This window comes from Sphingomonas sp., from assembly GCA_019635535.1.
Lineage (GTDB): Bacteria > Pseudomonadota > Alphaproteobacteria > Sphingomonadales > Sphingomonadaceae > Allosphingosinicella.
The window spans coordinates 2,250,730-2,277,209 of record JAHBZH010000001.1 but is presented as its reverse complement, the minus strand read 5'-3'; the positions used below and the strand labels follow the sequence as shown (position 1 = coordinate 2,277,209).

At 68.6% G+C, this 26,480-nt stretch carries 34 protein-coding genes; 27 read left to right on the top strand and 7 right to left on the bottom strand.

The genetic code is table 11. The annotated features are described in order from the left end of the window. Positions 1–215: 215 nt before the first annotated feature. The 6 genes from KF780_11720 to KF780_11695 are packed head-to-tail and all read left to right on the top strand — an operon-like array spanning position 216 to position 2,277. A complete protein-coding gene (locus KF780_11720) occupies positions 216–686 on the top strand; it encodes a hypothetical protein (protein ID MBX3562466.1) in 471 nt (156 codons plus the stop codon). Next, the gene (locus tag KF780_11715; GenBank protein ID MBX3562465.1) at positions 683–835 is read left to right on the top strand and encodes a hypothetical protein; all 153 of its coding nucleotides are present in this window, start codon (positions 683–685) and stop codon (positions 833–835) included. Before KF780_11720 ends, KF780_11715 begins: the two co-directional genes overlap by 4 nt. 16 nt (positions 836–851) lie before the next feature. Then, positions 852–1,130 carry a hypothetical protein gene (locus KF780_11710; GenBank protein MBX3562464.1) on the top strand — a complete coding sequence of 93 codons (279 nt, stop codon included), beginning with the start codon at positions 852–854 and terminating at the stop codon, positions 1,128–1,130. Beyond that, entirely contained in the window at positions 1,130–1,669 is a 540-nt protein-coding gene (locus KF780_11705) for a phage head-tail connector protein (GenBank protein MBX3562463.1), read from the top strand. The genes KF780_11710 and KF780_11705 overlap by 1 nt, the downstream gene beginning before the upstream one ends. A 6-nt stretch (positions 1,670–1,675) precedes the next feature. Then, positions 1,676–1,891, top strand: a complete 216-nt coding sequence (locus KF780_11700; GenBank protein ID MBX3562462.1) for a hypothetical protein — start codon at positions 1,676–1,678, stop codon at positions 1,889–1,891. Then, positions 1,888–2,277 carry a DUF3168 domain-containing protein gene (locus KF780_11695; GenBank protein ID MBX3562461.1) on the top strand — a complete coding sequence of 130 codons (390 nt, stop codon included), beginning with the start codon at positions 1,888–1,890 and terminating at the stop codon, positions 2,275–2,277. The genes KF780_11700 and KF780_11695 overlap by 4 nt, the downstream gene beginning before the upstream one ends. A 9-nt stretch (positions 2,278–2,286) precedes the next feature. On the opposite strand, the gene KF780_11690 is transcribed toward KF780_11695, so the two are convergent. Beyond that, a complete protein-coding gene (locus tag KF780_11690; protein MBX3562460.1) occupies positions 2,287–2,673 on the bottom strand; it encodes a hypothetical protein in 387 nt (128 codons plus the stop codon). Between the two features lie 47 nt (positions 2,674–2,720). Between KF780_11690 and KF780_11685 the strand changes: the two genes are divergently transcribed. From KF780_11685 to KF780_11625, 13 genes are all read left to right on the top strand, one after another. Beyond that, a complete protein-coding gene (locus tag KF780_11685; protein ID MBX3562459.1) occupies positions 2,721–3,128 on the top strand; it encodes a phage tail protein in 408 nt (135 codons plus the stop codon). After that, positions 3,125–3,442 carry a gene transfer agent family protein gene (locus KF780_11680; GenBank protein MBX3562458.1) on the top strand — a complete coding sequence of 106 codons (318 nt, stop codon included), beginning with the start codon at positions 3,125–3,127 and terminating at the stop codon, positions 3,440–3,442. The genes KF780_11685 and KF780_11680 overlap by 4 nt, the downstream gene beginning before the upstream one ends. Beyond that, complete coding sequence (locus KF780_11675; protein ID MBX3562457.1) at positions 3,435–3,623, top strand: phage tail assembly chaperone; 189 nt, start codon at positions 3,435–3,437, stop codon at positions 3,621–3,623. Before KF780_11680 ends, KF780_11675 begins: the two co-directional genes overlap by 8 nt. After that, positions 3,616–4,182, top strand: a complete 567-nt coding sequence (locus tag KF780_11670; GenBank protein MBX3562456.1) for a tail tape measure protein — start codon at positions 3,616–3,618, stop codon at positions 4,180–4,182. Before KF780_11675 ends, KF780_11670 begins: the two co-directional genes overlap by 8 nt. Positions 4,183–4,280: 98 nt before the next feature. Next, positions 4,281–6,452 carry a DUF2460 domain-containing protein gene (locus tag KF780_11665; GenBank protein ID MBX3562455.1) on the top strand — a complete coding sequence of 724 codons (2,172 nt, stop codon included), beginning with the start codon at positions 4,281–4,283 and terminating at the stop codon, positions 6,450–6,452. 58 nt (positions 6,453–6,510) lie between these two features. Next, positions 6,511–7,326 carry a DUF2163 domain-containing protein gene (locus tag KF780_11660; GenBank protein ID MBX3562454.1) on the top strand — a complete coding sequence of 272 codons (816 nt, stop codon included), beginning with the start codon at positions 6,511–6,513 and terminating at the stop codon, positions 7,324–7,326. Between the two features lie 62 nt (positions 7,327–7,388). Further along, entirely contained in the window at positions 7,389–7,538 is a 150-nt protein-coding gene (locus KF780_11655) for a hypothetical protein (protein ID MBX3562453.1), read from the top strand. After that, on the top strand, positions 7,525–7,926 hold the full coding sequence (locus KF780_11650; protein ID MBX3562452.1) for a peptidoglycan endopeptidase: 402 nt from the start codon (positions 7,525–7,527) through the stop codon (positions 7,924–7,926). The genes KF780_11655 and KF780_11650 overlap by 14 nt, the downstream gene beginning before the upstream one ends. Beyond that, entirely contained in the window at positions 7,927–10,080 is a 2,154-nt protein-coding gene (locus KF780_11645) for a phage tail protein (protein MBX3562451.1), read from the top strand. It abuts the gene before it with no gap. A gap of 11 nt (positions 10,081–10,091) precedes the next feature. Further along, the gene (locus tag KF780_11640; GenBank protein MBX3562450.1) at positions 10,092–10,586 is read left to right on the top strand and encodes a DUF2793 domain-containing protein; all 495 of its coding nucleotides are present in this window, start codon (positions 10,092–10,094) and stop codon (positions 10,584–10,586) included. A gap of 198 nt (positions 10,587–10,784) precedes the next feature. Continuing rightward, a complete protein-coding gene (locus KF780_11635) occupies positions 10,785–11,933 on the top strand; it encodes an OmpA family protein (GenBank protein MBX3562449.1) in 1,149 nt (382 codons plus the stop codon). A 198-nt stretch (positions 11,934–12,131) separates the two neighbouring features. Further along, on the top strand, positions 12,132–13,445 hold the full coding sequence (locus KF780_11630) for a UDP-glucose/GDP-mannose dehydrogenase family protein (protein ID MBX3562448.1): 1,314 nt from the start codon (positions 12,132–12,134) through the stop codon (positions 13,443–13,445). Positions 13,446–13,552: 107 nt separating this feature from the next. Next, the gene (locus KF780_11625; protein ID MBX3562447.1) at positions 13,553–14,074 is read left to right on the top strand and encodes a superoxide dismutase family protein; all 522 of its coding nucleotides are present in this window, start codon (positions 13,553–13,555) and stop codon (positions 14,072–14,074) included. 16 nt (positions 14,075–14,090) lie between these two features. On the opposite strand, the gene KF780_11620 is transcribed toward KF780_11625, so the two are convergent. Next, on the bottom strand, positions 14,091–15,662 hold the full coding sequence (locus KF780_11620; GenBank protein ID MBX3562446.1) for an MFS transporter: 1,572 nt from the start codon (positions 15,660–15,662) through the stop codon (positions 14,091–14,093). 71 nt (positions 15,663–15,733) lie between these two features. Here KF780_11620 and KF780_11615 point away from each other — a divergent pair, with 71 nt between their 5' ends. From KF780_11615 to KF780_11600, 4 genes are all read left to right on the top strand, one after another. Next, positions 15,734–16,198 (top strand): low molecular weight phosphotyrosine protein phosphatase, encoded by a 465-nt coding sequence (locus tag KF780_11615; protein ID MBX3562445.1) that lies wholly within the window; start codon positions 15,734–15,736, stop codon positions 16,196–16,198. A gap of 69 nt (positions 16,199–16,267) precedes the next feature. Continuing rightward, complete coding sequence (locus KF780_11610; GenBank protein MBX3562444.1) at positions 16,268–17,218, top strand: alpha/beta fold hydrolase; 951 nt, start codon at positions 16,268–16,270, stop codon at positions 17,216–17,218. After that, positions 17,215–17,505, top strand: a complete 291-nt coding sequence (locus tag KF780_11605) for a winged helix-turn-helix transcriptional regulator (protein ID MBX3562443.1) — start codon at positions 17,215–17,217, stop codon at positions 17,503–17,505. The genes KF780_11610 and KF780_11605 overlap by 4 nt, the downstream gene beginning before the upstream one ends. Continuing rightward, positions 17,502–18,173, top strand: coding sequence for an SdpI family protein (locus tag KF780_11600; GenBank protein ID MBX3562442.1), 672 nt, complete (start codon positions 17,502–17,504; stop codon positions 18,171–18,173). Before KF780_11605 ends, KF780_11600 begins: the two co-directional genes overlap by 4 nt. Here KF780_11600 and thpR read toward each other — a convergent pair. Beyond that, positions 18,158–18,691 carry an RNA 2',3'-cyclic phosphodiesterase gene (thpR, locus tag KF780_11595; protein ID MBX3562441.1) on the bottom strand — a complete coding sequence of 178 codons (534 nt, stop codon included), beginning with the start codon at positions 18,689–18,691 and terminating at the stop codon, positions 18,158–18,160. The genes KF780_11600 and thpR overlap by 16 nt on opposite strands. A 148-nt stretch (positions 18,692–18,839) precedes the next feature. Between thpR and KF780_11590 the strand changes: the two genes are divergently transcribed. Continuing rightward, positions 18,840–19,565 (top strand): Bax inhibitor-1/YccA family protein, encoded by a 726-nt coding sequence (locus KF780_11590; protein ID MBX3562440.1) that lies wholly within the window; start codon positions 18,840–18,842, stop codon positions 19,563–19,565. Between the two features lie 62 nt (positions 19,566–19,627). Here the strand turns inward: KF780_11590 and KF780_11585 are convergent, their stop codons facing one another. Then, positions 19,628–20,467, bottom strand: a complete 840-nt coding sequence (locus KF780_11585) for an autotransporter domain-containing protein (protein ID MBX3562439.1) — start codon at positions 20,465–20,467, stop codon at positions 19,628–19,630. Between the two features lie 100 nt (positions 20,468–20,567). Here KF780_11585 and KF780_11580 point away from each other — a divergent pair, with 100 nt between their 5' ends. From KF780_11580 to KF780_11570, 3 genes are all read left to right on the top strand, one after another. Beyond that, positions 20,568–21,176, top strand: a complete 609-nt coding sequence (locus tag KF780_11580) for a sigma-70 family RNA polymerase sigma factor (GenBank protein MBX3562438.1) — start codon at positions 20,568–20,570, stop codon at positions 21,174–21,176. Next, a complete protein-coding gene (locus KF780_11575) occupies positions 21,173–21,934 on the top strand; it encodes a hypothetical protein (GenBank protein MBX3562437.1) in 762 nt (253 codons plus the stop codon). The genes KF780_11580 and KF780_11575 overlap by 4 nt, the downstream gene beginning before the upstream one ends. Before the next feature lie 83 nt (positions 21,935–22,017). Beyond that, on the top strand, positions 22,018–22,467 hold the full coding sequence (locus KF780_11570) for a hypothetical protein (protein ID MBX3562436.1): 450 nt from the start codon (positions 22,018–22,020) through the stop codon (positions 22,465–22,467). 53 nt (positions 22,468–22,520) lie between these two features. Here the strand turns inward: KF780_11570 and KF780_11565 are convergent, their stop codons facing one another. The 3 genes from KF780_11565 to clpA all read right to left on the bottom strand — a co-directional run bounded on the left by KF780_11565 (position 22,521) and on the right by clpA (position 26,461). Further along, on the bottom strand, positions 22,521–23,399 hold the full coding sequence (locus KF780_11565) for a dienelactone hydrolase family protein (GenBank protein MBX3562435.1): 879 nt from the start codon (positions 23,397–23,399) through the stop codon (positions 22,521–22,523). Continuing rightward, the gene (locus tag KF780_11560; GenBank protein ID MBX3562434.1) at positions 23,396–24,028 is read right to left on the bottom strand and encodes a glutathione S-transferase family protein; all 633 of its coding nucleotides are present in this window, start codon (positions 24,026–24,028) and stop codon (positions 23,396–23,398) included. The genes KF780_11565 and KF780_11560 overlap by 4 nt, the downstream gene beginning before the upstream one ends. 102 nt (positions 24,029–24,130) lie before the next feature. Further along, positions 24,131–26,461 (bottom strand): ATP-dependent Clp protease ATP-binding subunit ClpA, encoded by a 2,331-nt coding sequence (gene clpA / locus KF780_11555; GenBank protein MBX3562433.1) that lies wholly within the window; start codon positions 26,459–26,461, stop codon positions 24,131–24,133. Positions 26,462–26,480 lie beyond the last annotated feature (19 nt).

Below are 26,480 nucleotides of genomic sequence, written 5' to 3'. Positions count from 1 at the left end.
GCGAGGCCGAGGGCTCGCTGCGCTCGCCACCCACCCCTCGATCCCCTCCCTTGAAAGGGAGGGGAGGTGATGCGGTTCGCCGGTTATGCGGCCGTGTTCGGACATCCGGACCGGGGCGGGGACGTGGTGCGAGCCGGGGCGTTCGCGCGGAGCCTCGCGCGGGGCGTACGTTCAGCGGCGCGATTACCGTTGATCGAGCGCAGAACCAGAAGATCGTGCTGCGCGGCTCCTCGCAGGGCCAGATCAACGTGCGGGACGGCTCCAACAACAACATGCTCACAATCGTCGGACAGTCGAACAATTTTGGCGCGGTCAATGCCACTGATGACGGCTGGCTGTTCCAGTTCACGGCGACACAGGCGACTTTCGCCGGTATCGTGCTCGCCGAAGGCAGTCTCGAACTGGGCTATCGCGACATTCCGCGCGTGACGGGCGGGATCGAGCGGGGCAAATGCCATGCGGCCAGCAGCGGCGTCACGCTCAACACCGGCGCGGCGGCGGGCAGCACCTATTCGATCTACAACGACAGCGGATCGGCGATCACGATCACGCAGGGCAGCGGCCTCACGCTGCGGCTCGCCGGAACCGGCACGACCGGCAACCGAACGCTGGCGGCACGCGGCTTCGCGACGATCTGGTTCAACGGCACGACCGAGGCGATCGTCTCCGGCGCGGGGGTTTCGTGATGCTGGGCGCGGCCATCGCGGCGCGCGCGATCGGCGCGGCGGGACGGCGCGTGCTGGCGAGCGAGCAGACCGGCCCCAGGCCGGCCGGGACATCCGAGACGAACCGGATCGCGGCGGATCCGCGCGACGCGCGGGCGACGCGGCCATGAATGAAGGAGCGGGGCAATGGGCTTCTATCTGAAGGACCCGCAATCGCGGGTCGATTATGCGATCGACTGGGGCGGCTACATGGACGGGCAGGCGATCGCCGAAAGCATATGGTCGGCGACGCCGGACGAAGCCGGCGGCATCGTGGTGGAGGCGGCGAGCTTCGACCTCAATCGCAGCGCCGCGCGCATCGCGGGCGGGCTGGCGGGGCGCGTCTACAGTGTCGCCAACCGGGTGACGATGTCCGACGGCAGCGTGGACGAGCGATCGATCACGCTGCGCGTGGAGGAGAGGTGATGACCCTGCCGGCGACCGAGGCGGGGCCGATCCCCGTGCCGATCGGCGAGCTCAGAGCCTGGCTGCGGATCGAGGGCAGCGCCGAGGACGCGATCCTGGCGGGGCTGATCCGCGGTGCGGCGGCGGTCTGCGAGGCGTTTCTCGGGCGGTTGCTCGTCGCCCGCACCGTCGAGGAGACGATCCCGGCCCCGCGCGGCTGGACGCGGCTGGCGTCGGCGCCGGTGCGGGCGATCGAGACGGTCGCGGCGGACGGCACGGCCGAACCGCTGCCGACCGATGCCTATGCGATCGACATCGACGCGGCGGGCGAAGGCTGGGTGCGGCTGACCGGGCCGATCGCGGCCGGGCGGGTGCGCGTCGGTTACCGCGCCGGGCTGGCGGAAGACGCTGCCGACCTGCCGGAGGCGATCCGTCAGGGGATCGTGCGGCTGGCGGCGCATCTCCACGCGCATCGCGAGGCGAACGGGCCGGGCGCCCTGCCGCCGCCGGCATCGGTCACGGCCCTGTGGCGGCCCTGGCGCCGGCTGAGAATGGGATAAGCAAGGATGTTCGAGAAACTGAGCGCGCATGCCGACAGGCGCGCGCGCGAGAAAGCCGACGAACGCACGCGTAAGATCGCGGCGCGGCTGGCCGCGCAGGCGTCGCCGGGCGTCCAGACCGAGGCCGGGCCGGACGGCGTGCGGATTGCCGGGCGCGGGCTCGCCCGGCGCTTCGCGCTCGATCCGGCCCTGCGCTGGCTGACGATGGGAGCATTGCGATGAGCGCGGGTGAGGCGCTGGCCAAGGCGGCGACGGCGAAACTGGCCGGGATCGCCGGGCTCAGCGGAATCTTCGACGCCCGGCCGTGGCAGGCGGCGCACCCCTATGCGACGGTGGACGCCGGCGCGGAAGCGGACTGGAGCCACAAGACCGGCGCGGGACGCGAGGTCCGGCTCGCCATCGCGATCCGCGACAAGGGCGAACGGCCTGAGCGGTTGCGGCGGCTGATCGCGGCGGCCGAGGCGGCAATGGCCGGACCGGACATGGCGACGGGTGGCTGGCGGATCGTCAGCCTGGCCTTCCTGCGCATGCGGATCGTTCCGGACGGGCGCGACGGCTGGATCGGCACGATCGACTATCGCGCCCGCATGCTGGCGATCGAGGGCTGACCGGTGGAGCTATTGCGGCGTTTCGGGCGCGTCGGCCTGAGGTTCTTCGGTTTGCGGCTCGCTCGACGCCTGGGCCTGCGGGGCCGCGGCGCCCATTTCGTCGCGATACATCTCGATGAAATTGGCGCGCAGGTCTTCCATCGTGATCCGCGCATCCTCTTCGGCGCGCGCACGACCGCCGCCGGCGCGGACATCGCGCTGGATCAACGCCTCGCGGAAGGAGGTGGCCTGACTGGTGCACTGGGCGCCAATGCCCCGCTCGAAAGCATCGGGAGCCACGTTCTGCTCCATGCTCTCGTTCAAATATTGGCGCAGGCAACTCGAATAGCCCTGACGGGCGGTGTTGATCGCCTCGGTCTGCCCCATCGCGGCGAGCGCAAGCAGAATTGAAAGCATCCGAACCCCCAAATTTTTCATTTGCTTGACGGAAAGGAGATTGCGCCATGGGCGCCGAAAAAGGAAGTGCATTCTTGCTCAAGATCAGTGGCGGGGAAGACCCGCCCGCCTATGCGACGGTGGCCGGGATGCGGACCACGCAGATGTCGGTGAACGGCGAGGCGGTGAACGTGACGTCCAAGGATTCCGGCGGTTGGCGCGAGCTGCTGTCCGGGGCGGGCATTCGCTCCGTTTCCGTGGCGGCGAGCGGGATCTTCACCGGCTCGGCGGCGGAGACGCGGCTCAGGACCAATGCGCTCGCGGGGGCGCTCGACGAGTACGAGCTGAGCTTCGAAAGCGGCGAGCGGATGCGCGGGCGCTTCCTGGTGACGCGGCTCGATTATGCCGGCGATCACAATGGCGAGCGGACCTATGCGCTGGCGCTGGAAAGCTCCGGCACCGTGGCGGCGATATGAGCCGGCCGGCCAATCCGGCGCGGGGCGAGGTGGCGATGCTGGTGAGCGGCACGGTTCTGGTGCTGCGGCCCAGCTTTTCCGCCTTGGTCGCGGCGGAGGAAGAATTGGGGCCGCTTTTCGCGCTCGTCGAGCGGGCGGCGGAGGGGCGGCTGACCCTGGCCGAGATGGCGGGCCTGTTCTGGCATTGCGTCCACGAGCGGCCGGAAAGCTGCACGCGCGAGGCGATCGGCGTGGCGGTGGCGGAGGGCGGGCTCGTCCGGGCGACGCCGGTGCTGAAGGCGCTGCTGACGCAGATATTGCAAGGGCGTGTTTAGCGAAAGCGCGGCGCGGCTGGCGGGCCTGGCCGGCGTCTTGCTGGGCTGGCGGCCGGACGAGTTCTGGGCGGCGACGCCGGCGGAGCTGACGGCGGTGCTGAATGCGATGACAGGCGGCGAGGAGCCTTGCGCGACGCAAGGCGACCTGGCGCAGCTGATGGAGATGTTTCCCGATGGATGAGGAAATCGAGCGGCTGGTGATCGGCGTGCGGGCCGACACCGCCGCCTTCGCGCGCGACGTGGCGGCGATGAAGGCCGAGCTGGACGGGCCGCTGGCCGGCGGCGCGGAGCGGGCCGGGCGGGCGCTGGAGACGGCGCTGGCGCGGGCGCTCCGGACCGGGCGGCTGGGTTTCGAGGATCTGAAGCGGGTGGCGCTGTCGGCGATGGCGGAGATCGCCACCGCCTCGATCCGCACCGGGCTCGGCGCCTTGCTGGGCGGCGGCAGGGGGTTGGGCGGAACGATCGGGGCGCTGCTCGGCGCGATCGGCGGGCTGCCGGGGCGCGCGGCCGGCGGGCCGGTGGCGCCGGGGCGGCCCTATCTGGTCGGCGAGCGCGGGCCGGAGCTGTTCGTGCCGACCGCGAGCGGGCGGGTGGAGGCGATGGGAACCCAAGGGGCGCGCGAGGTGCGGGTGAGCATCAGCATCAACGCGCCGGCGGGCGAGCCGGCGGGAGCGCTCAAGGCGTCGAGCCGGCAGGTGGCGCGGGCCGTCAGGGCGGCGCTGATGCGGGTGGAGGATTGAGCGTGGGACATTGGCTCGCCCCGCCCGGCAGCGCGAAAGCGCTCGGGACCGTCAAACGGTTCGACGCGCGTTACTGGACCGTCGATTTTCCGCGGCCGATGATGGCGAGCGCGGTGACGACCGGGCCGAACGCGCTTCGGATCGAGGCGGTGTTCTACAAGGCGGACGATCTGGCGGGGCTGATCTGGGACGCGGAGGATCGGTGGGATCATCCGCTGCTGAAATATCGGACGGACAGGGACTTCAGGCGGTGCCGGCTGTCCTTTCGCTGGCGGTCGGGCGGGCTGGTGCCGCTGGATGCGGTGCACGGGCCGACCTTGACCATCGAGGGGCGGGACGCGAGCGGGGCGGCGCGGAGCTGGTTCGTGCGGCTGTGGAATTATGCGCAAGGATCGCCGGAGGATGCGGCGGTGAGCCTCGACTTCGCGGCGCTGGCCGGGGGGTGGGACAAGGACGATCCGGTGTGGGCGGGCGATGTGGACCGGATGTTCATCTCGCTGGTGCCGCCCGGCTACACCGATACCGACGAGATGTTGCCGGCGCCGGCCGAGGGCTGGGCGGAGATGCAGGGCATCGCCTGCGACGGCTCCGGATCGGTGCTGGCGATCGGCGACACGATCGTGCCGGAGCATGAGCTGCGGATCGCGACGGGCTATGACGATCTCTATCACCTGACGCCGGAGCGGATGCTGCACAATGTGCTGCGGCTCGGCTATCGCGGGCTCATCAATCATTATGTCGGCATGAGCCATTATTTCCGGCTCGACGGTGCCCTGAAGGTGACCGGCGCGCTGAACGCGCCCTGCGCGGCCTGGCATGCGGATTTCCTGGCGCGGGCGAAGACGCTGGGGTTCGAGGCGATCCTGTCGCTGAGCTACGAACTGCTCGACGCGCATTGCCCGGAGGCGTGGAAGCAGCGGGACGGGGAGGGCAACCCGGCGCTGACCGGGTGGGAGCCGCCCTCGGCCCTGCTGTCGCCGGCCAATGAGGCGGCGATGGGGTGGTTGCGGGACGTGGCGACGGCCTTTGCGGGGCTGGCCGTGGCGGCAGGGCAGCGCGTGCGGTTCCAGGTCGGCGAGCCCTGGTGGTGGGTGACGGGTGAGGGGCGCATCTGCCTTTATGACGACGCGGCGGTGGCGGCGTTCGATCCGGTGGCGATCGCGGACGTGCGCGGGGCGCTCGATGCGGCGCAGATCGCTACGCTGGACGCGGCGGGGGCCGTGCTGGCGGCCTCGACCGCGGCCTTGTGCGATGCGGTGCGGGAAGTGGACGAGGATGCCGAGATATTGCTGCTCGTCTTTCTGCCGACCGTGCTGGAGGGCGAAGAGGTGAAGCGGGCGAATGTGCCGCTTGGCTGGGCGTCGCCGGCCTTCGATGTGCTCCAGCTCGAGGATTATGACTGGATCACCGCCGGGCGCTCCGGCGCGACGGGGCCGGCGGTGGCCGAGATGGAAGCGCGGCTCGGCTATCCGGTCGCCGAGCAGCATTATCTGGCCGGCTTCGTGCTGAACGCGGAGGATCGCGGCCAGTGGCACGCCATTGCAGCGGCGGCCGAAGCGGCGCGCCGGCGGGGGACGGCGGAGACGTTCTTCTGGGCGCTGCCGCAGGTGCTGCGCGACGGGTTCACCTGGTTTGAAATCGGAGACAAGGACGTGGACGCTTTCGACGATGTGCGTTTTCCCATCAGCCTGGGGCGCGAGGCGAGCGTGGAGCCGGCTTTCTCGACCGCGATCGCGACGACGGCAAGCGGGGCGGAGCAGCGCAACGCGGAATGGGCCGATGCGCGGCTGCGCTTCGATGCCGGGCCGGGCGTGCGGGGCGAGGCCGATTTGCACACGCTGATCGCTTTCTTCCGGGCGCGGCGCGGGGCGGCTGTGGGCTTTCGGTTCGAAGATCCTTTCGACAATAGTTCCAACGGGATGACGGGCGAAGCTGAGGCCACTGATCAAGCGATCGGGACGGGCGACGGAGCGCGGACCGACTTCGCGCTGATCAAGCATTATGGCGGGCAGGAGCGGCGGATCACGCGGCCGGTGGCGGGAAGCGTGCGGGTCGCGGTGGACGGTGTGGAGCGGATGAGCGGCTGGGCGCTGGGCGAAGGAGGCGTGGTGAGCTTCGCCGAGCCGCCGGCCGACGGTGCGGCGGTGACGGCGGGTTTCCGCTTCGACGTGCCGGTACGCTTCGCCGAGGACCGCCTGAGCGTGAGCCGCGCCACCTTCGCGGCGGGAGAGATTCCGTCCGTGCCGTTGATCGAGATTCGGGAAAGCTGATCGCTCTTTCAAGAGAGCTGGATTCCCGCGTGCGCGGGAATGACGATGGTGGGTGGATATGGCGGATTTTCTGGCGCGGGACCTGATCAGCTTCGCCCTGTGCTGGCGGCTCGAGCGACGGGACGGGGTGGCGATCGGGTTCACGGCGCACGACCGCGATCTGGTGGTTGACGGGCTGGTCTATCGCGCGGCGCCGGGGATGCTGCCGTCGGCGATCACGCTGTCGGACGGGTTCGCGGCCGACGCGCTGGACGTGAAGGGCGCGCTGACCAGCGACGCGATCCGGGCCGGCGATCTTGCCGCCGGGCGCTGGGACGGGGCGGCGGTGGCGGTCTTCATGACGGACTGGGAGGCGCCGGGCGTGGAGCGGCTGGAGATCGCGCGCGGGGTGCTGGGCGAGGTTTCGACCGAGGGCGAGAGCTTCGAGGCGGAGCTGAAGGGGCCGGCCGCAATGCTGGACCGGCCGGTGGTCGAGCAGACCTCGCCGGAATGCCGGGCGATGCTGGGCGACGCGCGCTGCCGGATCGACATGGCGCCGCGCACGCGGCTGACGCGGATCGCGGCGGTAGTGGACGAGGACGCGATCGAGGTGACGGGCGCGGCGGCGGGGAATGCCTATGGCTATGGCCGGCTGCGCTGGATCGGCGGGCGCAACAGCGGGCTGGAGAGCGCGATCTTGCGGAGCGAGGGGACGCTGCTGACGTTGCGGGAGCCGCCGCATTTCGTGCCCGAGGTCGGCGACCTGGTCGAGATTACCGAAGGGTGCGACCGGAGCCTGGCGACCTGCGCCGGGCGGTTCGGCAATGCGGCGAACTTTCGCGGCGAGCCGCACCTGCCGGGGATCGACCTGCTGACGCGCTATCCGGGCGGCTGAGGGCTGCCCACCCCTGACCCCTCCCGCGAGCGGGAGGGGGATTCAACCGAAGGAGAAGACCCATGCGACTGCGTGTCTGCGCGGGGCTGCTGGCGCTCGTCACGAGCGGCTGCGCCCATATTCCCGAACATGTGCTGGTGATCGTCGACGGGAGCCGGATCGAGCTGGTGAAGGCGCCGCCGGCCGAAGACGCGGACGATGAGGAAGAGTGAGGCGGCGCGGATCGTCGCGCGGGCGCGCGGCCTGATCGGCGTGCGCTTTCGGGCGCAGGGGCGCGATCCGGCGGCGGGGCTCGATTGCATCGGGCTGGTCGCGGCGGCGGCGGGGATCGCCGATCCGCCGTCCGGCTATGCGCTGCGCGGCGGATCGGCGGAGGTGCTGGCGAAGGGATTGCGCGCGGCGGGATTCCGGCCCGTCCGAGCGATGGAAGCGGGCGATGTGCTGACGCTGCGGACCGGGCCGGAGCAGCTTCATCTCGGCATCTGGACGGGCGACGGGCTGATCCATGCCGATGCCGGGCTGCGGCGGATCGTCGAGCGGCCGGGCGAACTGCTTTGGCCAGTGCTCGGCGTCTGGCGGCTGTGGCGCGGGAGGCGATGAATGGCGACCTTGATCCTGACCGCGGTGGGCACCGCGATCGGCGGACCGATCGGCGGCGCCGTCGGCGCGATCCTTGGCCAGCGGATCGACCAGGCGGTGCTCGGCCCCAAGGCGCGGCATGGGCCCCGGTTGGGCGATCTGGCTGTCCAGACCTCCACTTACGGCACCGCCATTCCGAAGCTGTTCGGGATGATGCGCGTGGCCGGGACGGTGATCTGGGCGACCGACCTCAATGAGACGCGGTCGTCCAGCGGCGGCGGCAAGGGGCAGCCGAAGACCGTCTCCTATGCCTATTCGGCGAGCTTCGCGGTGGCGCTGTCGGGACGGCCGATCCGCGCGGTGCGGCGGATCTGGGCGGACGGCAAGCTGCTGCGCGGCGCGGCGGGCGACTTCAAGAGCGCGACCGGATTTCGGCTTTATGTGGGCGACGAGGACCAGGCGATCGACCCGCTGATCGCTTCGGCCGAGGGCGTGGGGCAGGCGCCCGCCTTTCGCGGCATCGCCTATGCGATGTTCGAGAATTTCCAGCTTGCCGATTTCGGCAACCGCATTCCCTCGCTGACCTTCGAGGTCGAGGCCGATCCGGGGCCGGTGGCGATCGGGACGATCGCACATGAGCTGAGCGGCGGGGCGGTTGTTGCCGGGGAAACGCCGGTGCTGACCGGCTATGCGGCGAGCGGGGACAGCGTGCGCGGCGCGGTCGAAGCCCTGTCCGACATCGTGCCGCTGTCGCTGGCCGATCGCGACGGGATGCTGCGGATGCGCGCGGGGACGGACGCGCCGGTCGCGGTCGGGGCGGGCGAAGAGCGGGGACGCCGCCGGATCGTGCGGCGCGCGGCGGGCGCCGTGCCGGGCGAGGTCAGCATCGTTTATTACGATCCGGCGCGCGACTATCAGACCGGGCTGCAGCGCGCGAGCGTCGGCGGGACGGACGAGAGCAATGCCGATCGCCGGGCGCTGCCTGCGGCGGTCGATGCCGGCGCGGCGAAAGGGCTGGCTGAGCATCGGCTCGCCTGGTTGCGCGCCGGACGGGTCGGCGCCACGATCGGGCTCGGCTGGGCGCGTTGCGGACTGCGGCCGGGCGACGGCGTGGCGCTGGCGGGCGAAGCGGGGCGCTGGCGGGTAGATCGCTGGACGCTGGGCGCGGAGGGCCTGTCGCTGGAGCTGCGGCGGATGAGCGCCGGGGCGTTGCCGCCCGCGGCCGAGGCGGCGCCGGGGAGCGGCGTAAAGGAGGAGGATCGGCCGCACGGGCCGACGACCTTGCGGCTGTTCGACCTGCCGATCGGCGATTCGGGCGCGCAGCCCGTGCTGTTCGCGGCGGCGGCGGGCGTCGAGCCCGGATGGCGGCGCGCGGCGCTGCTGGCGAGCTTCGACGGCGGCGGCACCTGGCGCGAGCTTGGGCAGACGGCGCCGGCGACCATGATGGGCGTTGCGCTGACCATGCTGAAGCCGGGGGGAGCGGCCCTGTTCGATTTGTCGTCGAATGTCGAGATCGAGCTGCTGAACGATGCGATGTGGCTGGCGGGCGCGAGCGACGTGACGCTGGCCGGAGGCGTCAATCTGGCGCTGATCGGCGATGAGCTCGTTCAGTTCGGCGCGGCGACGTGGATCGCGCCGCGCCGCTTCCGTCTGTCGCGGCTATTGCGCGGACGGCGCGGGACCGAATGGGCTGCCGGGACGCACGAGGCGGGCGAGGCTTTCACGCTGATCGAGCGGGAAAGCCTGGCGGCGATCGTGGCACCGGCGGGAAGCATCGGCGGCGAGGCGCGCCTGACGGCCAGCGGGGTCGGGGACGCCGCGCCCGTATCGGCGGCGCTTGCCATCGTCGGGGAATCGCTGCGGCCGCCGTCCCCGGTCCATCTCGCGGCCGAGCGGAACGGTGCCGGCGACATCCTGATCCGCTGGGTCCGGCGCAGCCGGGGCGGCTGGGTCTGGCAAAGCGGCGCCGACACGCCGCTGGGCGAGGAGCGCGAAGCATATCGACTGACGTTGTCCGGTGACGGTTTCGCGCGGACGATCGTGCTCGATGCACCGCATCATGTCTATAGCGCCGCGCTGCAGGCCAGCGACGGATTGAGCGGCCCGCTCGGGATCGTGCTGTCGCAGATCGGCACGCATGCCGCGTCGCGACCCGCTTTGCTGACTTTCGAATAGGAGACCGATCCATGTCCGAGACGAGCGCGCGTTTCGCCTTGCCCTTCATCCTGCCCGGACAGGCGCAGAAGGAGATGTTTCATAACGAGGCGCTGGCCGCGATCGATTGCGCCCTGCACCCGTCCATCGAGGATGTCGCGATCGATCCGCCGGCGACGCCCGATCCGGGCGAAAGCTGGATCGTCGGCGCAGGCGCGGGCGGCGCATGGGCGGACCGGCAAGACACCATCGCGACGTGGACCGGCGGCGGATGGCGATTCACCGGGCCGACCCCCGGTCTCGTCGCCTGGGACAAGCACGCCGCCTTCTGGCGATACTGGACGGGCGCGGCATGGTCCGACGGCGGCTTGCCGGCGGCGTCCATCAACATCGCCGGACTTCAGGTGATCGGGCCGCGCCTTGCGGAGGTGCCAAACCCTTCGGGCGGAACGACAATCGACGCCGAAGCGCGCGCCGCGATCGATGCGGTCATTGCGACATTAAAGTCACATGGCCTGATCGAATGAAAAATCGTCTTTCTCCATGCAACCAGATCGACGGCCGCATCGTTACGCCGCGGTTCTGTAAGCTGCCGTTCATCTTCTTGGAGAACTGCGGCTTTTCAGCAACAGGTAGGTGGCGAACCGTGCTTGCGCCCAAACTCCGCTTACCGTAAGAAGTTCATCGTCGTTCCCGATCGGAACGCAGAAGAAAGGGGAAGATTTATGCGGAAGCTCGCCATTGTTGTGGCGCTGTCGTCCACCGTGATCGCGACTCCGGCACTTGCGCGCAACGGCGCCTGGTATGTCGGCGGCGATTTTGGTGCCATGATCGTCGAGGATATCGGGTTCGATTTTGGCCGAGCCACCAGCATTCCGGGTGGCAGTGCGCAGGTCGAAATCGATCACGAATATGGCTTCGATGGCGCGCTCTTCGTGGGCTACGATCTCGGCTCTTTCCGGATCGAAGCCGAAGTTGCCTACAAGCGGGCGGATCTGGAAGCCGTCGAGACGGCCATCGGCCTGCCGGGCTCCTCCAACCCGACCGGCGCAGCTTTCCCGCAGACCGTCTATTCGCCGGTCGGTGGCAACACCAGCGCGTTGAGCTTCATGGTCAACGGCCTGATCGACTTCGGCGACGATGAGGGCCTGAGCGGCTTCATCGGCGGCGGCGTCGGCATCGCGCGCGTCGACTACAACAATCAGCGGATCTTCGCCAATCAGGGCGCCTTCCTCGACGATTCCGACACGCGCTTCGCGTGGCAGATCGTCGCCGGCGTGCGTCAGGCGATCAGCGACAATGTCGACGTGACGCTGCGCTATCGCTTCTTCAACGTCAACGATCTCGAGACGGTGAACTTCCTTGGCGACGTGTCGCAGTCGCGGTTCCGGTCGCACAGTCTGCTGGGTGGCATCACGTTCAACTTCGGCGCTCCGCCGCCGCCCCCGCCGCCGCCTCCGCCTCCGCCTCCGCCGCCGCCCCCGCCGCCTCCGCCGCCTCCGCCGCCTCCGCCGCCTCCGCCGGTGACGCCGGGGCCGTTCATCGTGTTCTTCGACTGGGATAAGTCGGACATCACGCCGCAGGCGGCTGCGATCCTGGACAATGCGGCTGCTGCCTATCAGCAGACCGGCCAGGCGCGGGTGGTTCTCGCGGGTCACGCCGACCGTTCGGGTCCGGCCGACTACAACGTTGGCCTGTCTCAGCGTCGCGCCGACTCGGTTGCGAGCTATCTCGAGGGTCGCGGCGTGCCGCGGTCCGCGCAGTCGACCGAAGCGTTCGGCGAAAGCCGCCCGCTGGTCGAGACGGCCGATGGCGTCCGCGAGCCGCAGAACCGGCGCGTGGAAATCACCTTCGGCCCCGGCTCCGGCTGGTAAGAAGGTGGTCCGCCGCTTCGGCGGCGGGCACGCAAGGAAATCGGGAGTCGGCCTGCGGGCCGGCTCCCTTTTCTTTTGAATGCGATCGCGGCCACCCTAAATTCCGCACCGGCGGCGGAAGCTGGAGCATCTGCCGCCTTGTTCACGCCGTGCCGGCTCTGGTAACGCCGCGCCAAATCATGTCCACAAGGAGACGCAATGCGCATCGCGATCATCGGAACCGGCTATGTCGGCCTGGTTTCCGGCGCCTGCTTTTCGGATTTCGGCCACAAGGTCGTTTGCGTCGACAAGGACGAAGGCAAGATCGAGGCACTCGAACGCGGCGTGATGCCGATCTTCGAACCTGGGCTGGACCAGCTCGTCGCGCGCAATACTGCCGGCGGCCGGCTTTCCTTCACCACGAACCTTTCGGCGGCCGTTGCGGGCGTCGATGCCATTTTCATCGCCGTCGGCACACCGTCGCGGCGCGGTGACGGCCATGCCGATCTCAGCTATGTCCACGGTGCCGCGCGCGAGATTGCCGAGGCAATGACCGGCTCCGCCGTGATCGTAACCAAATCGACTGTGCCGGTCGGCACCGGCGACGAGGTCGAACGGATTGTGCGCGAGGCCGCGCCGGAAGTGACCGCCTGGGTCGTTTCCAATCCCGAATTCCTGCGCGAGGGCGCGGCGATCGAGGATTTCAAGCGCCCGGACCGGATCGTGATCGGCGCCGAGGATGCGCGCGCGGCCGAGATCATGCGCGAAATCTACCGGCCTCTCTATCTCAACAAGGCGCCACTGCTGATCACTTCGCGGCGCAGTGCCGAATTGATCAAATATGCCGCCAACGCCTTCCTGGCGACCAAGATCACCTTCATCAACGAGATCGCCGATTTGTGTGAGATCGTGGGCGGCGACGTGCAAGATGTGGCGCGGGGCATCGGTCTGGACGGCCGGATCGGCGCCAAGTTCCTGCACGCAGGACCCGGCTATGGCGGCTCGTGCTTCCCCAAGGACACTCTCGCGCTCCTGAAGACCGCCGAGGACAATCACGCGCCGTTGCGGATCGTAGAGGCGGTGGTGAAGGTCAATGACGCGCGCAAGCGGGCAATGGGTCGCAAGGTGCTGCGCGCGCTGGGCGACAACGCGCGCGGCAAGACCGTCGCGCTGCTCGGCCTCACCTTCAAGCCGAACACCGACGACATGCGCGAGGCGCCGTCCATCGCGATCGTCCAGGCGCTGCAAGATGCCGGAGTGCAGGTGCGCGGCTTCGATCCCGAGGGCATGGAGCAGGCCCGGCCGCTGATGCCCAATGTGCATTTGTGCGGCGATCCTTATGAGGCCGCGGCGGGTGTCGATGCCGTCGTGCTGGTCACCGAATGGGACGTGCTGCGCGCGCTCGACCTGAAGCGTCTGGCGGGCGCAATGGCCGCACCCATCCTCGTCGACCTGCGCAGCGTCTATCCGCCGGAGGAAGTCGAGGCCGCCGGTCTTGCGTGGCATGGCATCGGCAAGCCGCCGCGCGGTTGACGCACAGCGGCGGCAACCCGGCGGCGCATCGTTGGTTCACATCACAGGCTTAAGGGGAGAATGTGATGAATTGTCGATTTGGGAGCGGACTGGTGGCGAGCGTGGCGATGATGGCCGGATGCTCCTCGGAGCCGCTCTATGAGAATGAGGCAGCCGTGCAGGCAAATAATGTTGTCGAGACCGTCGAAGGGCTGAGCGCCGATCTTCGCGACATCAATGGCGAGACCTTGGCGCGGGCGACGCTCGAACAAACCGGCGATGCGGTACGCGTTCGCATCGACGCGGCCGGACTTCCCGCAGGCACCTATGGCGCGCATGTCCATATGACCGGCCGCTGCGACGCGCCCGATTTCGCCAGCGCCGGTGGCCACTGGAATCCGACCGATCACCGGCATGGCCGCGACAATCCGCAGGGCGCGCATATGGGCGACCTGCCCAATCTTGTCGTTGCCGCCGACGGATCGGGCGCGATTTCGTTCGACATCACGGGCGCGACTCTGCGCGGCGCCGGCAATCCGGTCATGGACGAAGATGGCGCGGCCGTGATCGTTCATGCCGATCCCGACGATTATCGAACCGATCCGAGCGGCAATAGCGGCGCGCGGATCGCCTGCGGCGTGATCGGTTAGGCCGCAGCGACGGCCGTCAGACCGGTTCGCCGGCCGCGCGGGCGCGCTCGATCGCGGTGGCTTCGGCCGCGGGCAGCGACCGATAAAGATAGAGCAAGGCCGCGAGCGAGAACGGCACGACCGCGATCAAGGCGACCATGCCGAGGCCGAGATCGCCAAACGCAATCGAAAGCCGGCCGGCCAGATAAGGGCCGAGGGCAAGGCCGATCAAAGTCGTGCCGAGGAAAAAGGTGGCCGTCGCCGTGCCGCGCATGCGCGGCAGGACGAGATCCTGCGTGGTCGCGGCGGCGGCACCCAGCGCCATGCTGGACAGCGCCGTCATCGGCAATTGAAGCAGGTAGAAGAAAGTGAGATCGCGCGCGGTGAAGGCCGCGACGATAAGCGGCAGCGGCAGAAGCAGACCGCAGGCGATGACGATCACCCGGCCGGCCGGATTGGTACGCCGCAGCCGATCGGCGAGCCGTCCGCCCAGCACCACGCCGAGAAAGCCGCCGGCCGCGCCGGACCCGCCGATGATGAAGCCCGCAATGGCAGGATCGGCGCCGAGCATGCGCAGCGCATAGGGTGCCGACCAGAAGCTCGCCGAATATGCGAGGAACGCGATGAGGCCGTAGCCGAGCACGGTGCACAGGAAGGCCGGCGATCCCCAGATGAGCTGGAAAGTCGGCGCGTCGCGCAGCCGCAGCGCCGTCGCCCAGGAGAAGATCGCGTAGAAGCCCAGCGCGATCGCGATCCACTGTGCATAATCGCCGGTCAGCGCGATGAGGCCCGCCGCGCCTGCGGCCAGCAGCGCCGCCACGGCGATGTTGACGGCGAATGGGACGACACCCCGTCTCGCCGCGCCAATCAGGGTCAGCGGCGGAATGACTGTCAGCAATTCCTGGAAGAAACCGTGAAACGGTCGCGCCGGAGGCGGGGTGACGATGCCTTCCGATTGGCCGCGCAATGGCTCGCGCAACGTCGCCACCCACATAGCGAGCAGGAGACCCGGCAGGCCGACCGCGAGGAAGGCCGCTTGCCAGCCGACCAGGCCGAGCGGGCCGCCGCCCGGATAGGCGTTATTCCAGTTCTGGACGATGGCGCCGCCGATGAAGAGCGACAGGCCGCCGCCGATATAGAGGCCGGAAGAATAGATGGCGAGCGCGGTGGCACGCTTCTCCTTCGGGAAATAATCCGAAATCAGCGAATAGGCGCACGGGCTCGCCGTCGCCTCGCCGACGCCGACGCCGACGCGTGTGGTGGTGAGCATCGCGCCGGTCTTGGCGAAGCCGGACAAAGCGGTCGCCGCCGACCAGAGAGCAAGGCCGCCCGCCATCAATTTCACCCGGTTCCAGCTATCCGCCAGCCGCCCGAGCGGAATGCCGAACAGCGCATAGAAGACGCCGAAGGCCGTGCCGTAGAGAAAACCGATATCGGCGTCGCTGAGGCCGAGATCGGCCTTGATGTCCTCCGCCAGGATCGAGAGAATCTGGCGATCGACGAAATTCAGGACATAGACGAGCACGAGGGTACCGAGCACATAGCGGGCATAGGATTCGCTGCCGCGGGTGTCGGATGCGGCGGCCCCGCCTGAAACGTCCGTCGCCATCCACCTCTCCGTTGTCGCGGTTATCGCTTAGGGCTAGCAGAGCGGAGCGCATTGGCAACAGCGGGGATGCGATGACGGTCTCAGTCCTTTTCGTCTGCCTCGGCAATATCTGCCGATCCCCGCTCGCCGAAGCGGCTTTTCGCGTCGAGGCTGAGCGGCTGGGCCTGGATGTCGAAGCGGATTCCGCCGGCACCGGCGATTGGCATGTCGGCCATCCGCCCGATCCGAGGGCCCGCGCCGTCGCGGCGCGCCACGGAGCCGACATCACCCACCTTCGTGCCCGGCAGGTGACGCGCGGCGATTTCGACAGGTTCGATCACATCGTCGCGCTCGACAGTTACAATCTGAGCGATCTTCTGGCGCTGCGCCCGCGCGATTCGCAGGCCCGGATTTCCCTCCTGCTCGACCATGCGGATCGGGCGGGAGAGGCGGTCGCCGATCCCTATTATGGCGACGATGCGGATTTCGACGCGGCCTGGAATGACATTGGCGCGGGCGTGCGCGGTCTTGTCCATGGTCTTCGCTCTCGGCCATGATCGCGGCTTGACTCGCGCGCATTGTTTTGGTTATTGCCTAAATAACGAAATAACCGCGAGGAGGCGAAAATGAGTGGGATCGAGATCCTGTTGGCCGCGAGCCTGGGCATGACGCCGGTGGAAGCCGCGATCGACGTTCAGGGGCCGTCGGGCACGCTGGCGGGGACGATGCTGGCGCCAGCGGACGGCGCGAACGCCCCCGTAGTGCTGATCATCCCCGGGTCCGGGCCGACGGACCGGGACGGCAACAATCCGATGGGCGTGCGCGCCGCGCCCTATCGCCTGCTCGCGGAGGCGCTGGCCGAGCGCGGCGTCGCGACGATCCGGATCGACAAGCGCGGCCTGTTCGGCAGCGCTGCCGCTTTGGCGGACGCCAATGCCGTGACCGTGGCGGATTATGCGGCGGACATGCAGGCATGGATTGCCGCGGCTAGGAGCCGTACCGGTGCGTCTTGCGCCTGGCTGCTGGGCCACAGCGAAGGCGCGCTGGTCGCGCTGGCAGCGGCGCAGGATGCGGGCGAAGGGCTGTGCGGGCTGCTGCTCGTCGCCGCACCGGGCCGCCCGCTGGCCGAAGTGTTGCGCGAACAACTTCGCGCCAACCCGGCCAACGCGCCCTTGCTCGAGGACGCGCTGCCGGCGATCGACCGGCTTGAGCGGGGAGAGCGAGTGGATCCCTCCGGCTTTCATCCCGCGCTGCAGGGCCTGTTCTCACCGCAGATTCAGGGGTTCCTGATCAGCCTCTTCTCCTATGATCCCGCTGCGCTAGCGGCGCGATCGGAGCGGCCGATCCTGATCCTGCACGGCGGGCGCGACATTCAGGTCGGCGATGCCGATGCGCGACGCCTCGTCGAGGCGAATCCCGCGGCGAGGCTCGTCATCCTGCCGGAGGTCAATCATGTGCTGAAGGCGGTGGGCTCGGACGATCGCGGCGTCAATCTCGCCACCTATGGTGACCCCGACCTGCCGCTTGCGCCCGGCGTAGCGGACGCGATCGCGGATTTCGTACGGGCGGCGCGGTGAACACGGTTTTCGAGGCGCTGGCGCATCCGACGCGCCGCGCGATCCTCGAAATGCTGAAGAGCGGCTCGAAAACGGCCGGCGAGATCGCGGAGGCATTCGACGTTTCCAAGCCGACCATGTCGGGCCATTTCGCCAAGCTCAGGGAGGCGGGGCTGATCCATGCCGACCAGCATGGCACCAGCATCGTCTATTCGATCAACATGTCGGTGCTGGAGGAAGCCGTGATGGGTTTCATGGGCCGCTTCGGCGGCCGTGCCGAAAAGGTGGGAAGGGGAGAGGGGGCATGACGCGCAAGACGATGGGGATCGCTTCGGCGATCGTGGTGCTGACGATGCTGGCGGCCGGCTTGTGGGTGGGACTGCGTCTGCCCGACGATGCGCTGCTGCCGGTGCACTGGAACATCGCGGGAGAGGCGGATCGCTTCGCCGGCAAATGGGAGGCGTTGTTGATGCTGCCGGGTATGACCGCCGGCGTGTCGTTGCTACTCTATTTCCTGCCGGCGCTGGAGCCCAAGAAGAGAGGGCTGGAGCGCAGCCAGGGCCTTTATCTGGCGAGCTGGCTTGGCACATTGTTCGTGCTGGGCTTGGCCTATGTCGCGATCCTTGGTGTCGCGCTGGACCGGCCCGTGGCGGTCCCCCAGCTTCTGACCGGCGGCATCGGCATCCTCTTCCTGCTGATCGGCAATCAACTCGGCAAGTCGCGGCGCATGTTCATGGTCGGCATCCGTACACCCTGGACGCTGGCCAATGAGGAGGTGTGGATCCGCACGCACAGGCTGGGCGGCTGGTTGATGGTCGCTTCCGGGCTGCTGCTGCTCGTGCTCGCCGTGACCGGCGCGCCGCCCTCCATCACCGTGCCGGTGTTCATGGCCGTGATCGCGCTGACCATATTGGTCCCGGTTACCTATTCCTTCCTGCTGTGGCGCCGGCTGCGCAAGGATCAATCGAGCGAATAGCGCGCGGTTTCGCCATAGACGGCGCCTTCGGGCGCCAGCTGGCTTTCGAAGAGAGCGAATCCGTCGATACGAAAAGACGTGCTGGACAGGCCGCCCGACAGCCCGACGAAACCGCCCACGGAACCGGCGTGGCGGCTCAGACGGGCCAATGTGATATGCGGCAGATAGGCGCGTCGGTCCGGCTCCACTCCCACCCGGAGCAGCGCCTGATCGATTTTCTTGTGCAGCGCCCGCAGCGGCGCGTGCGGGGTCACGCCGGCCCAGACAGCATCGACGCGACCGCGCTTCTCGAACGCGCCGACCCCGTCGAGCGCGATCTCGAAACCGGGATGATGGACGCTGGCCAGTGCGGCGCGGACATCGCTCGCGAGATGGCGGTCGACCTCCCCGATGAAGCGCAAGGTGAGATGGAGCTGGGCGTCGCTTTGCCAGCGCGCGGCGCTGATTCCGCCCATCGCGGCGAGCAGGATCGCGCGGATATCGGACGGGGGGCGGATGGCGACGAACAAGCGCTGCATGACAGGCTCGATATCAAAGCTTTCGGCAAGAATCACAGGATTTGGAACGGCGCATCACGCCTTCCGGGACCGGTTTTGCTTGAAAGGAGGCCGGAATCTCCCGATATTGGCCGTGTTTGATATTCGACCGGAAACAAGGAGTTTGAAAATGGCGAATTGGTCTGACCCGCAATATGGCGGGCCGGCGCAGGCAACGGCCGGAACGCGCGATGTCGCGTTCGACGCCGGTCTTCGCTCCTACATGCTGTCGGTCTACAATTACATGGCCAGCGGCGTGCTGCTCACCGGTATCGTCGCTTTGCTGTTCGCAAGCTCCGGTTTCGCGGAACAGGTTCTCGTGACGCCGCTTCGCTGGGTCATCATGCTCTCGCCGCTGGCGTTCGTGATGGTGCTGAGCTTCGGCATCAACCGGCTGTCGACCGGCGCCGCGCAGGCCCTGTTCTGGGCCTTCGCCGTCGTGATGGGCCTGTCGATGTCGTCGATCTTCCTGGTCTTCACCGGCACGTCGATCGCGACCACCTTCTTCGCGACCGCTGCGGCATTCGTCAGCCTCAGCCTCTACGGCTACACGACGAAGCGCGATCTCAGCGGCTTCGGCACGTTCCTGATCATGGGCGTGGTCGGCATCATCGTCGCCTTGCTGTTCAACCTGTGGCTGCAATCCTCGGCCCTCCAGCTCGCGATCAGCGCGATCGGCGTTCTCGTGTTCGCGGGCCTCACCGCTTATGACACGCAGCGGATCAAGAGCATGTACGCCTATGTCGCGGGCACGGACATGATCGGCAAGACGGTGATCATGGGGGCGCTGTCGCTCTATCTCGACTTCGTCAACATGTTCACTTTCCTGCTGCAGTTCCTCGGCGGCCGCGAATAGTCGGCGACCGAGACGCGAAACGGGAAGGCCCGGCGGAAGCGCCGGGCCTTTTTGCATGAGCGTCAGAACCGGATGCCGATGCCCGCCGAAGCGGACGTCGTCTCGCCTCGGCTGAAGCCGGCGGTGCGCACCAGCGCCGCGTCCAGCGTGAGGGCATCGGACAGACGGATCGAGCCGGACAGGCCATATTCGACCCAACCGTCCTTCTCATCCTCGGCCCGGATCAATTGCGGTGTGCGCGCGGCGAGCAGCCCGCTTCCCTGCCGGTTGATCGAGGCGCGGTTCGAGGTCGCGGCGCCAGCCAGATAAACGCCGAGGCTGCCGCCTTCCCAGAGCCGTTCCGCCGAGAGGCCGGCGATACCGGTCAGCCCGCTTTCCCGACTTTTCACGATCACGGGATCGCCGGCCTGTGGTACAAGCGTGCGCGCCGTGTCCACTTCGCTGTAGCTCAGCGACAGGAACGGCGCGACCAGCCACCTGTCGCCGACCGGCGCGTCCAGCGTGACCGAGCCGCCGAGGGTGAACAGGCCGCCGTCGGTCTCGGCGCGGACGATGCGCCCGTTCGTCCGGTCGGGGCCGGGCGGCGTGAAATCGCGGCTGCCCAGCGTCACATAGGCGTCGAGCAAGATGCGTCCGGCCTGATAGCCGCCGCCGAAAGTGACCTGGCGGGTCTGGGCAGGCAGCGGCTCGGCGACATCCGGATCGCCTTCGCCGTCGAACCAGGTCGCGCCGGCGCGGACGAAACCGGCGCCGACATAACGGTAGATCGTGGCGGAAGCGAAAGGCTGCCCGCCTTCGCCTGCGACGGTCGCGATGCCGCCGCTCAGCGACAGCGACCAGTCGCTTGCCGACGCGCCAGCCGGCCACAGGGCAAGTGCCCAGATCAGATGGCGTGGTGACATGGCCCCCTCCCACTCTTCTCCCTTAACGGCGGGCGCGGTAAAACCCTTCGAAGGAAATTCGGCGTATCCGCGTTAGGCCTTCAGCCGCGGGAACGGAAATGTGCTGAATTTGGGCATAGAGGCGAACGAGAAATCCGTGCGCGCCGGCCGCGACACGGACGAGCGCGCGCTGATGACCCGCGTCGCGGCGGGCGATGCCCCGGCGTTCGAACTGCTGGTGGCCCGGCACACGGCGATGGTCCATGCGATCGCCTGGCGGGTGCTGGGCGATGCGACGGAAGCGGAAGACGTGGTGCAGGAGACGTTCGTCAAATTGTGGGTCAACGCCAGGGGCTGGACGCCGGCGGGCGGGGGCCTGGGCGGCTGGCTCAGGCGGATTTCCACCAATGCCTGCCTGGATCGGCTGCGCCGCCCCCGCTTTGTCGGTGACGAAGGGCTGCCCGAGCGCGCAGACGAGGCGCCGCCGGCGGACGTCACGCTCGACGCGACACGGCGGGGCGAGGCGATCGCGGCTTCGATCCAGGCGTTGCCCGACCGTCATCGCGCTGCGATCGTGCTCACTTACCATGAGGGTGTGTCGAACGCCGAGGCGGCGGCAATTCTGGGCATCGGAGTCAAGGCGCTCGAATCGCTGCTGGTCCGTGCGCGCCAGGCGCTGGCCCGGTCGCTGGCGGACCGGGGGTTGCTGGACGAAGGAGCGCGCGAATGACCGATCATGCCCTCGACGCGCTGCTCGCCGAATATGCGCCGCCGTCGCCGCCGGCCGATCTGGCCGCCCGCGCGGTCGCCGCCGCGCTGGCGCTGCCGCAGGAACCGCGCGCGGCGCAGGCCCGCCGTGCCGCAGGCCTGCCGCGACGCGACCGGCGCGGGGCGTGGCTGCGCCGTCCGCTGCTCGCCGGGGGCGTGGCGTTCGGGCTTGCAGTCACCGGCGCGGTGGCCGCGACCCTGGCCGGCGTGAAGCTCGACGGGCTGCCGCTGGTGGAGGCGGTGCTGACCCGGCTGCCCTTTATCGAACGCGCGCCGGCCGCGCCGAGCGCACCTCCCGTACCTGCCGCTCCGCCGCCCGTTTCGGTGCCGCCGCCCGTTTTGACGCCTTTGCCGGAAGCGCCGCCTTCCGTCGCCACACCGCAGGCTTCGCGCGAAGCGCCGCCGCCGGAGCCGCCCGCGACGGATGTGCAGGCGCCGGCCACGGCATCTCCCGAACCGCCACTGGTGCGGTCCGAAATCCCTGTCCTCCCGCGCATCGAGATCGCCGCGCCACCACCCGTCCTTCGCGAGGAGCAGCCGGCTCGCGTCGCAACGCCCGAGCTTCGCACTCCGTCGCCTGTCGCGGACGAGCAGCTGCGCTTGCGGCGGGAGCGGATCGAGCGGGCCGAACGGCTGCGCGCCGCGCGCCAGGCCCAGATCGAGCGGACGCAGCGGCTGCAGGAGCGCCGCGAACGCATGCGCCGATTGCGGCGCGACTGATCCGCCGAAGGGTTTTCCGGGCCGCCGCGTTAGGGTTTCGGGAGCGGCGGCCGCCCTCTCCCTCGATTGTGAAGGAGAGCGACATGAGAATCATCACCATGATCGGCCTCGCCGCCGCGTTGTGCGCGTCGGCGGCGGTATCGGCGCAACGCGGCGAAGCGGGAGGCACGGTCGGCGCCCCGCGCGTCGATCAGCGTATGGACGCGGGCCGTACGGCCGCAACGGCGCGCAATCCCGACGCGGTGCGCGGCGGCGACTTGCGCGGTGGCAGCGTGCGTGACGAAGTCCTGACCGGAACCCGGCTGCAACCCATCCGGCCCAGAGTCGAGCGGCCGGAGCGAGGCGAGCGCGACCGCAGCACGGCTCGCCGCCGCTGGAACGCGGCCAATCCGAAAGAGCCGTCGCACAGCACGGCCCGTCGGCGCTGGAACGCCGCCAATCCGGGTGAAACGGCACACAATCCCGCCCGTCGGCGCTGGAACGCCGCGAACCCGCCGGCGCCGACGCCTTCCCGATCCCGCGGCAGCCGCTGAGCCCCTCAGCCGCCCGACGCGCCCGCTCCGCTTCGCGCGGGGCGGACGCTGGCCTATGTGCCGAGATGGCGCGCGAAATGCGCCAATGTCGCCGCCCAGGCGGCCTCGGCCGCATCGCGATTGTAGCGCGCTTCCGATGTGTCGTTGTGGAAGGCGTGGTTGACGTCCGGATAGGTGATGCCGTCGCCCTTGCCGGCGGCGCGCAGGGCGGCGATCCAGGGTTCGCCGGTCGCGTTTACGCGCGCGTCGAGCCCGGCAAGGATGACCAGCATCGCGGCATGGACGCGCGCGGCTTCCGCCGGATCGGGCGCGGGGCCGTAGAAGGAGACGCCGGCATCGAGTGCGTCGCCGGACGCCACCGCCAGCCGGTTCACCATCGCGCCGCCCCAGCAGAAGCCGACAATCCCCACCTTGCGCGGGCCGCTATCCACGACCTTAGCCATGCGAATGGTCGCGACGCCATCGGCGACCGTCTGCGGCATGTCGAGCTGGCCGATCATCTCCCGCGCGCGATCCTCGTCGGCCGGCGTGCCGCCCGCGGGGCTTAGGAAATCCGGCGCCAGCCCCACATAACCCGCCACCGCGAGCCGCCGCGCGACATCGCGCGTATGTTCGTTCAGGCCGCGATTCTCGTGGATGACGATCACCACGGGCGTGCTCGCGCCCGCTCCGGCCGGCGATGCCCGGTAGCCGCGATAGCGCCGCCCGGGCGCGACCTCCCAATCGACATCGCGGCCCCGGATGCGCGGATCGTCCGCCGCCATGGCCGGCGCGGCCTGGGCATGGGCCGCGACGCTGGACAGCAGCATCGTTGCCGCCGCGCCGCAGCCGGCGATCCGGGTCAGCTCCGCCATGAAGGCCCGCCGGTCCATGTGGCCGTGCGTGAAGCGGTCGTGCAGCGCGATGGCGGCGGTGAGCTTCGGATCGGTCATGCCGGCTCCTCCTGCTTGGGCATCAGCATATCGTCCAGCTCGTTGGCGCGGATCGCCGCCGGGCGGGCCTGGAGCCGAGCGAAATAGTCCTCGAAGGCCGGGCGTTTCGGAATCGATCCGAACATCATCCCCCAGCCGATCTGCGCGCCGACATAGACGTCGGCGGCGGTGAATTGCTCGCCGCAGACATAGGGGCCGGGCGTGATGGCGCGCGCCAGATTGTCGATCGCTTCATCGAAACTGCCATAGCCGACGAAGGCGCGCTGTTCGTCCTGGACCTCGGCTTTGAGCGATTTGTCGGTCACGGCCGCCTCGACCGGGCCGGCGGCGAAGAACAGCCAGCGATAATAGGGTCCGCGCGCGGCATCGCCGGGCGGCGGCGCGAGGCCCGCATCTGGAAAGGCGTCGGCCAGATAGGCGCAGATCGCCGCGCCTTCGGTGACGACAGTGCCGCGATGCCGGATCGCGGGGACCTTTCCCATCGGATTGATCGCCAGATAATCGGCGCCTTTCATCGTCGTGCCGTAATCGAGCACGACCGTCTCGTAAGGCACGCTGACCTCCTCCAGCATCCAGCGGATGATCCGGCCCCGGGACTGGGGATTGGTGTAGAAGGTGAGATCGGTCATGGCGCGGCTCCATCCTGGGTTGCGCCATTCTATCGTCTCTTGGCGGCAAAGAAAAAGGCCGCCCTCGATAGGGCGGCCCTTTCTTTCGACGGGAATTCCGTTTCAGCCCTGCGCTTCGCTCTGGTCCTGCGTTTTCGCCTTGCCGGCGGGCTTCCTTTTCTTCGAAGCCTTGGGCGGCGCGGGAATGATCTCGAACGCCGGGGCGCCCTCCTTGATCCTGACCTTCACCTCGCCGCCATGGACCAGCTTGCCGAACAAAAGCTCCTCGGCAAGCGGCTGCTTGATCTTCTCCTGGACGAGACGGCCCATCGGCCGCGCGCCGTAGAGCTTGTCGTAGCCGCGCTCGGTGAGCCAGGCGCGCGCCTCCTCGTCCAGCTCGATATGGACATCGCGGTCGGCGAGCTGGAGCTCGAGCTGCAGGATGAACTTGTCGACCACGCGGGCGACCACCTCGGTCGGCAGGTAGCCGAACGGCACGATCGCATCGAGCCGATTGCGGAATTCCGGCGAGAACATCCGCTTCACGGCCTCCTCGCTGGCATCCTCCTTGGAGATGTTGCCGAAGCCGATCCCCTCGCTCGCCATGTCGGACGCGCCGGCATTGGTGGTCATGATCAGGATGACGTTGCGGAAATCGACCGTCTTGCCGTGATGATCGGTGAGCTTGCCGTTGTCCATCACCTGCAGGAGGATGTTGAACAGGTCGGGATGCGCCTTCTCGATCTCGTCGAGCAGCAGCACGGAGTGCGGATGCTGGTCGACCGCGTCGGTGAGCAGGCCGCCCTGATCGTAGCCGACATAGCCCGGCGGGGCGCCGATCAGGCGGCTCACCGAATGGCGCTCCATATATTCGCTCATGTCGAAGCGCTGGAGCGGAATGCCCATGATCGAGGCGAGCTGGCGCGCCACCTCGGTCTTGCCGACGCCGGTCGGGCCGGAGAAGAGGTAGGAGCCGATCGGCTTGTCGGGGTCGCGCAAGCCTGCGCGGGCGAGCTTGATGGCCGCGGACAGGCGGTCGATCGCCTCGTCCTGGCCGAAGACGACGCGCTTCAGATCCTTGTCGAGATGCTCCAGCGCCTTCTTGTCGTCGCTCGACACGCTCTTGGCCGGGATGCGTGCGATCGTCGAGATGACTGCTTCGATCTCCTTCACCGTGATCGTCTTCTTGCGCTTCGAGGGCACGACCAGCATCTGCATCGCGCCGACCTCGTCGATCACGTCGATCGCCTTGTCCGGCAGCTTGCGATCATTGATGTAGCGCGCGGACAGCTCCACCGCCGCCTTGATCGCGTCGGGCGTGTATTTGACGCCGTGATGCTCCTCGAAGGCGCTGCGCAGGCCGGCCAGGATCTTCACCGTGTCCTCGATCGTCGGCTCGTTGACGTCGATCTTCTGGAAACGGCGGAGAAGGGCACGGTCCTTCTCGAAATGGTTGCGGAACTCCTTGTAGGTGGTGGAGCCGATGCAGCGGATCGTGCCGCCCGACAAGGCCGGCTTGAGCAGGTTCGAGGCGTCCATCGCGCCGCCGGACGTGGCGCCGGCGCCGATCACGGTGTGGATCTCGTCGATGAACAGGATGGCGTGAGGGAGCTTCTCCAGCTCGTTCACCACTGCTTTCAGCCGCTCTTCGAAATCGCCGCGATAGCGCGTGCCGGCGAGCAGTGCGCCCATGTCGAGCGAATAGATGACGGCTGGCTTCAGCACGTCCGGCACGTCGCCCTCGACGATCTTGCGCGCCAGGCCTTCGGCGATCGCCGTCTTGCCGACGCCCGGATCGCCCACATAGAGCGGATTGTTCTTGGAACGGCGGCACAGGATCTGGACGGTCCGGTCCACCTCCGGCCCGCGGCCGATCAGCGGATCGACCCGGCCCTCCTCGGCCTTGTCGTTGAGATTGATCGTGAACTGCTTCAGCGCGGATTCGGGTTTCTTCTTGCCTTCCTCCTGCTTGGGCTCCTCGGTGCTTTTCGCCTCGGTCGGCTGCGTCGTCGCCTCGCCCTTGCCGACACCGTGGCTGATGTAGGTGACGGCGTCGAGCCGGCTCATGTCCTGCTGCTGCAGGAAATAGACGGCGTAGCTTTCCCGTTCGGAGAAGAGGGCGACCAGCACGTTGGCGCCGGTCACTTCGTCGCGGCCCGAGGACTGGACGTGGAGGATGGCGCGCTGGACGACGCGCTGGAAGCCGCTGGTGGGCGAAGGATCGGTGTCGGCAGTGACTTTCAGCGCCTCCAGCTCGTTGTCGAGATAGTGGCGGACCTGATCGCGCAGCTCGTCGGTGTCGACGCCGCAGGCTTCCATGACGCGCCCGGCATGGACGTCCTCGATCAGGGCGAGCAGCAGATGCTCGAGCGTCGCATATTCGTGGCGGCGGCCGCTCGCTTCGGCGAGGGCGTTGTGAAGGGTCTGCTCGAGTTCACGGGCAAAGGACGGCATCGGATACTCCTACCGCCCC

Coding starts and splice junctions, on each gene's coding strand:
- KF780_11570 (MBX3562436.1), top strand. CDS start 22,018: ATGAGAATCATCACCATGATCGGCCTCGCCGCCGCGTTGTGCGCGTCG.
- KF780_11620 (MBX3562446.1), bottom strand. CDS start 15,662: ATGGCGACGGACGTTTCAGGCGGGGCCGCCGCATCCGACACCCGCGGC.
- KF780_11615 (MBX3562445.1), top strand. CDS start 15,734: ATGACGGTCTCAGTCCTTTTCGTCTGCCTCGGCAATATCTGCCGATCC.
- KF780_11565 (MBX3562435.1), bottom strand. CDS start 23,399: ATGACCGATCCGAAGCTCACCGCCGCCATCGCGCTGCACGACCGCTTC.
- KF780_11610 (MBX3562444.1), top strand. CDS start 16,268: ATGAGTGGGATCGAGATCCTGTTGGCCGCGAGCCTGGGCATGACGCCG.
- KF780_11640 (MBX3562450.1), top strand. CDS start 10,092: ATGTCCGAGACGAGCGCGCGTTTCGCCTTGCCCTTCATCCTGCCCGGA.
- KF780_11635 (MBX3562449.1), top strand. CDS start 10,785: ATGCGGAAGCTCGCCATTGTTGTGGCGCTGTCGTCCACCGTGATCGCG.
- KF780_11590 (MBX3562440.1), top strand. CDS start 18,840: ATGGCGAATTGGTCTGACCCGCAATATGGCGGGCCGGCGCAGGCAACG.
- clpA (MBX3562433.1), bottom strand. CDS start 26,461: ATGCCGTCCTTTGCCCGTGAACTCGAGCAGACCCTTCACAACGCCCTC.
- KF780_11705 (MBX3562463.1), top strand. CDS start 1,130: ATGACCCTGCCGGCGACCGAGGCGGGGCCGATCCCCGTGCCGATCGGC.
- KF780_11630 (MBX3562448.1), top strand. CDS start 12,132: ATGCGCATCGCGATCATCGGAACCGGCTATGTCGGCCTGGTTTCCGGC.
- KF780_11700 (MBX3562462.1), top strand. CDS start 1,676: ATGTTCGAGAAACTGAGCGCGCATGCCGACAGGCGCGCGCGCGAGAAA.
- KF780_11585 (MBX3562439.1), bottom strand. CDS start 20,467: ATGTCACCACGCCATCTGATCTGGGCACTTGCCCTGTGGCCGGCTGGC.
- KF780_11685 (MBX3562459.1), top strand. CDS start 2,721: ATGGGCGCCGAAAAAGGAAGTGCATTCTTGCTCAAGATCAGTGGCGGG.
- KF780_11690 (MBX3562460.1), bottom strand. CDS start 2,673: ATGCTTTCAATTCTGCTTGCGCTCGCCGCGATGGGGCAGACCGAGGCG.
- KF780_11650 (MBX3562452.1), top strand. CDS start 7,525: ATGAGGAAGAGTGAGGCGGCGCGGATCGTCGCGCGGGCGCGCGGCCTG.
- KF780_11695 (MBX3562461.1), top strand. CDS start 1,888: ATGAGCGCGGGTGAGGCGCTGGCCAAGGCGGCGACGGCGAAACTGGCC.
- KF780_11710 (MBX3562464.1), top strand. CDS start 852: ATGGGCTTCTATCTGAAGGACCCGCAATCGCGGGTCGATTATGCGATC.
- KF780_11645 (MBX3562451.1), top strand. CDS start 7,927: ATGGCGACCTTGATCCTGACCGCGGTGGGCACCGCGATCGGCGGACCG.
- KF780_11665 (MBX3562455.1), top strand. CDS start 4,281: ATGATGGCGAGCGCGGTGACGACCGGGCCGAACGCGCTTCGGATCGAG.
- KF780_11680 (MBX3562458.1), top strand. CDS start 3,125: ATGAGCCGGCCGGCCAATCCGGCGCGGGGCGAGGTGGCGATGCTGGTG.
- KF780_11575 (MBX3562437.1), top strand. CDS start 21,173: ATGACCGATCATGCCCTCGACGCGCTGCTCGCCGAATATGCGCCGCCG.
- KF780_11560 (MBX3562434.1), bottom strand. CDS start 24,028: ATGACCGATCTCACCTTCTACACCAATCCCCAGTCCCGGGGCCGGATC.
- KF780_11600 (MBX3562442.1), top strand. CDS start 17,502: ATGACGCGCAAGACGATGGGGATCGCTTCGGCGATCGTGGTGCTGACG.
- KF780_11670 (MBX3562456.1), top strand. CDS start 3,616: ATGGATGAGGAAATCGAGCGGCTGGTGATCGGCGTGCGGGCCGACACC.
- KF780_11660 (MBX3562454.1), top strand. CDS start 6,511: ATGGCGGATTTTCTGGCGCGGGACCTGATCAGCTTCGCCCTGTGCTGG.
- KF780_11625 (MBX3562447.1), top strand. CDS start 13,553: ATGATGGCCGGATGCTCCTCGGAGCCGCTCTATGAGAATGAGGCAGCC.
- KF780_11655 (MBX3562453.1), top strand. CDS start 7,389: ATGCGACTGCGTGTCTGCGCGGGGCTGCTGGCGCTCGTCACGAGCGGC.
- thpR (MBX3562441.1), bottom strand. CDS start 18,691: ATGCAGCGCTTGTTCGTCGCCATCCGCCCCCCGTCCGATATCCGCGCG.